The organism is uncultured Thiodictyon sp., assembly GCF_903946935.1.
Taxonomy (GTDB): domain Bacteria; phylum Pseudomonadota; class Gammaproteobacteria; order Chromatiales; family Chromatiaceae; genus Thiodictyon.
Genome location: NZ_CAJAXH010000140.1, coordinates 20,853 through 28,787, shown reverse-complemented (window position 1 = coordinate 28,787; position 7,935 = coordinate 20,853). Strand labels below are relative to the sequence as shown.

General features: G+C 63.9%; 5 protein-coding genes. All 5 read right to left on the bottom strand.

Features of this window, described 5'->3' with window-relative positions; translation table 11 throughout:
• Positions 1-417 precede the first annotated feature (417 nt).
• The 5 genes from QZX93_RS12385 to QZX93_RS12365 all read right to left on the bottom strand — a co-directional run bounded on the left by QZX93_RS12385 (position 418) and on the right by QZX93_RS12365 (position 7,895).
• Positions 418-2,793 (bottom strand): hypothetical protein, encoded by a 2,376-nt coding sequence (locus QZX93_RS12385; RefSeq protein ID WP_295388972.1) that lies wholly within the window; start codon positions 2,791-2,793, stop codon positions 418-420.
• Positions 2,794-3,021: 228 nt separating this feature from the next.
• A complete protein-coding gene (locus QZX93_RS12380) occupies positions 3,022-3,201 on the bottom strand; it encodes a hypothetical protein (RefSeq protein WP_295388971.1) in 180 nt (59 codons plus the stop codon).
• Between the two features lie 37 nt (positions 3,202-3,238).
• Positions 3,239-3,640, bottom strand: coding sequence for a type II toxin-antitoxin system MqsA family antitoxin (locus QZX93_RS12375; protein WP_295388970.1), 402 nt, complete (start codon positions 3,638-3,640; stop codon positions 3,239-3,241).
• 106 nt (positions 3,641-3,746) lie between these two features.
• A complete protein-coding gene (gene tsaA, locus QZX93_RS12370) occupies positions 3,747-4,472 on the bottom strand; it encodes a tRNA (N6-threonylcarbamoyladenosine(37)-N6)-methyltransferase TrmO (protein WP_295388969.1) in 726 nt (241 codons plus the stop codon).
• Between the two features lie 3 nt (positions 4,473-4,475).
• Positions 4,476-7,895 (bottom strand): glycosyl transferase, encoded by a 3,420-nt coding sequence (locus QZX93_RS12365; protein WP_295388968.1) that lies wholly within the window; start codon positions 7,893-7,895, stop codon positions 4,476-4,478.
• Positions 7,896-7,935 lie beyond the last annotated feature (40 nt).

Here is a 7,935-nt window from a genome sequence, read left to right as displayed (position 1 = left end):
CACCCCGCCGCCCGTGTCCTTGCCTTTTTCGCTTGTTCACGGGTGCCCGCCTCCAGCAGACCAAGATGCGGACCTCCTCGGTTACCGCGCATTCTCAATGTCAGGCTCGACATGGCCTGTGACCCCGGGGAGTACCCGCATCGCTCGCTGTAGCGCGATACGGGTTGTTGCCTGCCAGCGGGCCAAAGCCGTCGGCACTCTCCAACTAAAATTTTCGGGGCTCAACACCTTCAAGGTCGGCTCCACCCGTTACCTTTACACCTCGCCAGCTTTCGTACCTACGCATCGATGCGCCCGTTACCGTTCGCACCGCAAGGCTCGATACTGGGCTCGCGGCTCACGATTACCCAGGTGGGATTTGCACCCACTAGACTACGCGACATTGCCAAGCCGCACTGGCCCCTATTACGTGCGTTCTCAACGCAGAATCGCCCGCCATCCTCCACGGTCAGGCAGGCAGGCCCAACAAAACCAGTCGCTGTCGCAGGCATTGCCGATGCCGTCATGGTCATCGTCGGCCTGATCAGGGTTGGCAGCCAACGGACAATTGTCGACGACGTCAGCCACGCCATCGCTATCATCGTCCGGGTTATTTGGATCATCAATGGGAGTACCGGGGTTGCGAACCACTGTCAGACGATAGCGGTCAGGCGTGCTTCCTGAGCCGCGCAGTAACTCGAGCCGGGCGTTGATTCCGGTCGGTAGGGCCGGCAACCGGGTGGAAGTAAAATCGCCTTGAATGGTGGCCGCGACTAGAAGGTCAAATGTGTGAGTGCCTACCGAAAAAACACCATTGAATCCATCAGTGAGACGAATGATCAAGGGACCGGCCAGGTCGGCGGTGCGCCGCACTTGAACTTGATCCGCGCGATCAGGGGCGATGTCAACAATCAATGAGCCAGCCTGGTAATAGGATCCTTCCAATTCAATGCGACCGATAGAGTCTCCTGGGGAAAGCTCTCCTTGCTGTGCGATGTAGAGAGCGCCCTCGGCACCAGAGATGGTACCTTGACCACGGAGCCCTCCTTCAATCGATAGCCAACCGGATATTGCCGTTGTCTGATTCGACGCCAGCGTAAGCACACTGTCATTGTGTCCGATGGACCCAAAATAGTTCGCTCCAACGAACTCCCCGCCGCTCCACAGTACTTGTCCCGCCAAGCCCCCGCTGGGGTTCGCGGTGTAAGCGCCGCCCGCCAGCTCCAGGTTAGTGCTTGCGGTGTTGATCATCGTGAAATAACCACCACCGGAAATACGCACGCGGCCTGGTCCCATGATGCGAGTTGCATAAAACTCTACCGGGTTTGTGAATTCCAAGACGCCGCTTTGCGCCTCAATGGAGCCATATTGGTCGCTGAACGTGACTTCACCAATTCGCGTCACCCCATCTCCCCCGGCCTTACGGAAAAGACCTCCCCATTGGTAAAAGGTGCCCCGACTACCGTTGGTCCCGTCACCCTCCAGCACTAGACCATCCGCGAGTACTTGTGTGGTCGAGAGATTCGCAAGATAAGAGTCAGCGGCGATGCGAAGGTTTCCGCCGACCGCAAGCGTCAGTACGCTATCAGGCTGCGAGGTTGCTCCAAAATAGCTTGATCCAACGAACTGCCCGCCGCTCCATAGTACTTGTCCCGCCAGGCCTCCATCAGAGGAGTACATGGTGTAAGCGCCGCCCGTCAGTTCAAGGTTGGTGCTTTCGGCGTTGATCAGGCCGAAATTTCCACCGCCGGCAATACGCACCTGGCCTGGCCCCAGAATGCGAGTTCCATAGAGTTCTACCGGATGGGCGAACTCCAAGACGCCGCTTTGTGCCTCGATAGAGCCATTCCGGTCTCTGAACTTGATATCCCCAACTTGCGTTACGCCGCTGCCACCCTCCTTACTAAAAACACCCTCGTTATAAAATTCACCGTTACTGCCCTCGAAAACCAGCCCATCAGCAATGACCCTGGCGGTTGCCACGTTCGCAAGATAAGAGTCAGCGGCGATGCGAAGGGGTCGGTTGACCGCAAGCGTGAGAACGTCATCGCGGCCCGGCACACCAAACCAATTTCCGCCAGAGAACTCCCCGCCAGTCCAAAGCATCTGCCCGTTAAAGTCCCCGGCCAGGGCCGAGTAGCTAACGCTTGTGTAAACGCCTCCTGCCAATTCGATATTGGCAGTTGCGGCATTCATACCTTGAAACTGGCCGCCACCTGCGATGCGCACCGAACCGGCTCCGCTGACTGTTGTTTGTAGGAAGTACACTGGATACGAAAACTCCAACACTCCGGAACCGACCTCGATCCTGCCGGAAATATCGTCAAACCTAGCGGCAACTATAGTTTTGCCTTGCCCGCCGGACTTGCGAAAGATACCCGAATTCCAGAAGTAAGGGACAACGCCAGGATAGATAGTAGTAAGGTTGTTGTCAGATCCGATTTCCCAGATACCTTCATTCATATGAGCCGGCTGATCGTAGGAATGGGCGGCAAATAGTTCTATATCGATGCCGACAAAAGTCAGGTGAGCATGATTGGCAAGAACTAACCCGGCTGTTTGGGGGGCTACGGGTGCGATGTCTAGTAAATGATAGTTGGTCGCTGTTATCGTTCGATGGTGTCCCTGCTCGATAGATAAGATCCCATCTGCATAGTAATGGACAGATGGCAAATAGCCGGGGCAGGGACCGAACCATGACTCCAGAAGCAAGAAGTTTCCCGGATACCAGTAGGCGAAGCACACTTCATCGCCCGAAACGGGCATTGCAATAAGCGACAGCCATAGTAACGGATAGACGGTGGTATGATTCATAGCGAAACCCCGGCTCTCTTGAGATCTCAGTAGGTTACAATATACGTAATCGTTCAGACCCCCGACAGCGGCAGCGGTGCGAGGCGCCGTCCCTGGAGGAAATAGGGGAAGTACCACGATATCCTCCGCCGACAGACTCCTTACGATACCGCGTCCGTAAGGCAGACTTCTCTACTCTGCTTCAGGGCCGAGTGCCCATGAGGCGTCGCCAACGCCACTGGTCTTTGATCATAAATCCGGACAAAACAATACGCAAATAATTTGCTGAGAAAATGCAAGCCCTTGTCTTTTATAAGTCCCGGCGCTGTAAACTAGGCGCAAGGTGGCCGGAATCATGATCAAGGCCCGCGCCGTGGTGGCGCCGGCCGGATGACGGCCCGGCCAGGCGCCCACTTCACGGCTGAACATCCGCGTTGATGTCATCGAAAGCCTGACACGCCGGACCCTATGCCAACCTTACCTCGTCCAACAGCTCGGGGTGCCGGTCGAGCACCTTGAGCAGCTTCACCAAGGCCAACGACGGCTTGGTCTTGCCGGTCTCGTAGCGCGAGAACGCATTGACGCCACCGCCAAACAGTTCGGCCGCTTCACGCTGGTCGAGTGCGAGTTTCTTGCGCACGCTGGTGATGAAACCAGGATCAACGATCGCGGCGTTCACCTGCTTCGAGAAGGCCCGCATCTCACGCATGACGCGCTCGGATTCCGCCCCAGCCAAGACGGATTCAGCGCAGGCCGGGCAGAATTCGCCCGTTACCGCGGCAATGACCGTGGTTTCCCCCTTGTAGGTGTAGGGAAGGTCGCGCACGTCTCGGATCAGTTCAGCCGCGCCGCAAACAGGACATTTCATGTTCATAGCTCGGAAAGCTTGCAGTGAGGGGTTCGTTTCTCCATAACCAGATATTAACCAAGTTGGTTTTTTTAGCAAGTGTAGGTTCAGGTGTTTTAGTTAGGGTTCAGGCTGACCGCGGGTCCGGTCCCACCGCGGTCACCAGCGCGATACGTCCCTGCACCTGCCAGTGGACGCTCAGATCATAGAGCCGCAGGGCGAAGGTTTCGCGGTCGGGATAGCGGTCCATATAACCGGGGCGGGGGTCCTGGGCCAGGACCTGGGTGATGAGCAGGCGCAGTTGGCGATGGCCGTCGGGGTCGGCGGCGGCGATGGCGGACTCAGCGGCCGGACTGAAGGTCACCGTCCAGTCGTCCACCGCGTCGGCGTTCACCGCGAACCCCGAGCGCGCCACGGGCAGTGCATCGGCGTAGGGGACATAGGGCTTCACATCCAACACCGGGGTGCCGTCCAGCAGGTCAACCCCACACAGGCGCAGGCGCAGACCGGCCGGGGTGCGCTCGAGCCCCTGATGCGCCACGGCGGAGATCCCGATGGGATTCGGCCGGTAGGGGGCGCGGCTCGCAAAGACCCCCACCCGCTCCCGGCCGCCCAGGCGCGGCGGGCGCACCGTCGGGCGCCAGCCGGCGGTGAGGCAGTCGGCGTGGAAGACGAAGATCAGCCAGACGTGTGAGAAGCCCGCGATCCCGGTGAAGGCCTCCTCCCGGGCAAAGTCCGGCAGCAACTCCAGAGCGGCCTGGGCGGCCGTCACCAGCCCCGGCTGGCGGGGGATGCCGAACTTGTCGGTGTAGGGCGAGCGGATGACGCCGATGGGGGAGAAGGTGAAGGGCATGGGTTAGCCGAGCCGGACCTCCCAGCGGTAGGTCCCGCCCACCGCGGGCAGCGTGATCCGCGCCGCCCCCTCGCTGACCAGCGATGGCTGGCCATCCAGGCTGGCGGCGACCACCTGGCCGGCCCCGCCGTTGTCGACGGCGATCTCGCAGACCGTCAGGCCATCGGGCAGCCGGTAGTGGATGCGAAACCCCGGCCAGTCGGCGGGGATGCAGGGCTTGAGGATCAGGGTGCGCCCGTCCTCCACCCGCAGGCCCAGGACCGACTCGATGCCGACCCGGTACATCCAGCCGGCGGAGCCGGTGTACCAGGACCAGCCGCCGCGCCCGATGTGGGGTGCGGTGCCATAGATGTCGGCGGCGACGGCATAGGGCTCCAGCCGATAGGTCTCGACCCCGGCCGGGGTGGCGGTGTGTGAGACCGGGCTCAACATCGCGAGCAGGCGCGCGGCGCGCTCGGTAAGCCCGAGTTCGGCCATGGCCATCACTGCCCAGCAGGCGGCATGGGTGTATTGGCCACCGTTCTCCCGCACCCCGGCCAGGTAACCCTTGATATAGCCGGGGTCGTGGGGGGTATCGACGAAGGGCGGGGTCAGTAGCCGGATCAGGCGCTCCTCCTCGCTGATCAACTCCGCCTCGAGTGCATCGAGTGCCTGCTGCGCCCGCGCGCGCGGGACGGCGCCGGAGATGGCCGCCCAGGACTGGGCCAGCGCGTCGATGCGGCACTCGTCATCGGTGGCGCAACCGAGCGGTGTGCCGTCGTCATAGTAGGCACGGCGGTACCAGGCGCCGTCCCAGCCGGACTCTTCCAGGGCCAGGACCAGCACGGCGCGGTAGTCGGTGTAACGGGTGACGCGCGCCGCATCGCCGCGCGCCGTGCACAGCGGCAGGAAGTCGCCCAGGCAGCGATAGAGGAAAAAGCCCATCCAGACGCTCTCCCCGCGGCCCTCCCGGCCGATGCGGTTCATGCCGTCGTTCCAGTCGCCGGTCCCCATGAGCGGCAGGCCGTGGATGCCGAGCGTCAAGGAGCGGTCCAGGACGCGGCAGCAGTGGTCATAGAGGTCGCCGGATTCCCCGCTCGGCGTGGGCTTCAGGAAGGTCTCGTCCTCCCCGGGCTCCAGGGCGCGGGCGGTCAGATAGGGGGCCGACTCGTCCAGGATCGCGCCGTCCCCGGTAATCCGGATGTAGTGGCTGGTGACGAAGGGTAGCCACAACAGGTCGTCGGCGAAGCGGGTGCGCAGGCCGCATTCCATGGGGGCGGCGTGCCACCAATGCAGTACATCGCCCTCGACGAACTGGTGGGCGGCGTGCAGCAGGATCTGGGCGCGCGTGAGATCCGGGCGCAGCATCGCCAGTGCGGCCGAGTCCTGAAGCTGGTCGCGATAGCCGAAGGCGCCGCCGGACTGGTAGAAGGCCGAGCGCGCCCAGATACGGCAGCTCAGGTTCTGGTAGACCAGCCAGCCGTTGAGCATGAGGTCGATGGCCGGGACCGGGGTCTCGACCTGGAGCCGGCCGACCAGATCGGCCCAGAACCCCCTGGCGGCGGCCAGTGCCTGGTCGATGGCGCCGGGTTGGCGGTAGCGTGCGAGGAGCGCGTCCAGCTCCGCCTTACTCAGGCACTCGCCGAGCAGGAAACTGCACTGCGCGGTCTCGCCGGGGGCGAGCGTCAGGGTCACTTTCTGGGCGAGGCAGGGGTCGAGACCGGCGCCGCAGCGACCGTCGAGCAAGGGGCTGGTCGAGCGTTCCAGCGTATTCGGTGAGTTCGTACTGGTGGCAGGGATGCCATCCATGGCCTGGGTCCCGGCGTCCCGGCCGGGATCACCTCGGCGCAGGGCCGCGGGGTCGGAGAGGTCGCCATGGCGGCCGATGAAGCCGGCCCGATCGCCGGTGTAGCTGGTTGCTCCCGCAACACCCCCGCTCACGACGGCGAAGGCGAAGACGCGACCATCGGCAAAGTCGCCAGCCGCCGGGTTGGTGGCGGTGAGCAGATCACGGGCGTCGTCGTAGGCGGTGTAGATGGGGCTCGGGCTCACCGGCTGGTTGCCCATGACCAGCTGCTGGTAGGCGACGACGGCCAAGGTCCGGGCGCGGCTGCCGTGATTGGTCAACCGCAGATGCAGGACCCGCAGCGGGTCCGCGCGGGGGACGAAGAGGGTCGTCTCCTGGGTCAGGTCGGCAGCGTCGCAGCGAAAGACGGAATAGCCGAAGCCGTGACGGACCTGGTAGTCACAGGGGGCCGGGCGGGGACCGGGCAACGGCGACCAGCACGCGCCGGTGTCCTGGTCCAGCAGATAGAGGGCCTCACCGAAGGGGTCGATGACCGGGTCATTGGACCAGGGGGTGAGGCGGTTGGCCTGGCTGTTGCGCGCCCAGGTGTAACCGGCGCCCACCTCACTCACCAGACAACCGGCACGCTCGTTGGCGATCACATTGATCCAGGGCAGCGGCGGTCGGCGCAAGGTGCCGTCGGCCTGGCGGCGCAGCTCAATCACATATTCGCGGCCGTCGGGGGAGAAGGCGCCATAGCCACTTGCTGGTTCTTGGGGCGGCACTGGCGGTCGGGGGACCGCCAGTGCATCGCCGAGCTGAAGCTCGGCGCTCCCAGCAGGAGGCGCAATCAGCGCCAGGGCTGCCGCCCGATCCGGGGCGACGCCGGTGAGGAAGCACAGCTCGGCCGTGGCACCGGCGGCCAGTTCGACCCTGGTACGCAGGCTGAAAACGGGGTCCAGTACACTGCCGACGGTGCCGGAGAGCGGCGCCCCCGCGGCCAAGGCGGCGGGGGCGGCCGGGGTCCGCCCGCGCCCCAGGAAGCGCATCCGGTCGGTCTCCCACTCCCGCGCCCCCGCGCCCACCAGGGCATGGACCAGCCACGGCCAGTGCTCACCCGCGGCCCGCGGGCGGCGGCGGGCCAGCAGGGCACCGGTCGCGGCGTCGCGCTCGGTCTCCACGAACAGCTTGGAGAAGGCGGGGTGGGCGGCATCTCCCGCCGGATGCGCCAGGACCACCTCCAGGTAGCTCGTCACCTCGAGCCGCCGGGGCCGCTCGGAGCGGTTCGTCAGGGTCAGGCGGCGGTACTCCAGGTCCGCGGCGGCATCCACGCTGACCGCAAGCCGCGCGGCGATCCCATCATCCTCGCGCTCCAGGCTAAAGCACCCGTCGGTCAACTCGGTCCGATAGTCCGGGGTCGGCGTGCGTGTCGGCTGGTAGCCCACTGACCAGTAGCGTCCGTCATCCAGGTCACGCAGGTACAGGACGCTGCCGAGCGCGTCCTGGACCGCGTCGGCCGAGGCGCGGGTGAGCGCGATCCAGTCCCAGTTGGACCGACCGGCCCCGGTGTCGGCGATCAGCACCTCGTAATGCCCGTTGGATAGGCGATGGATGGGGGCGGCGCCGCCCTGGGGGTCAGCGAATCGGTCGGTGCTCATCGGCTGCCAGTCTCTGAATAAAAAAGAAAGTATTCGCGTC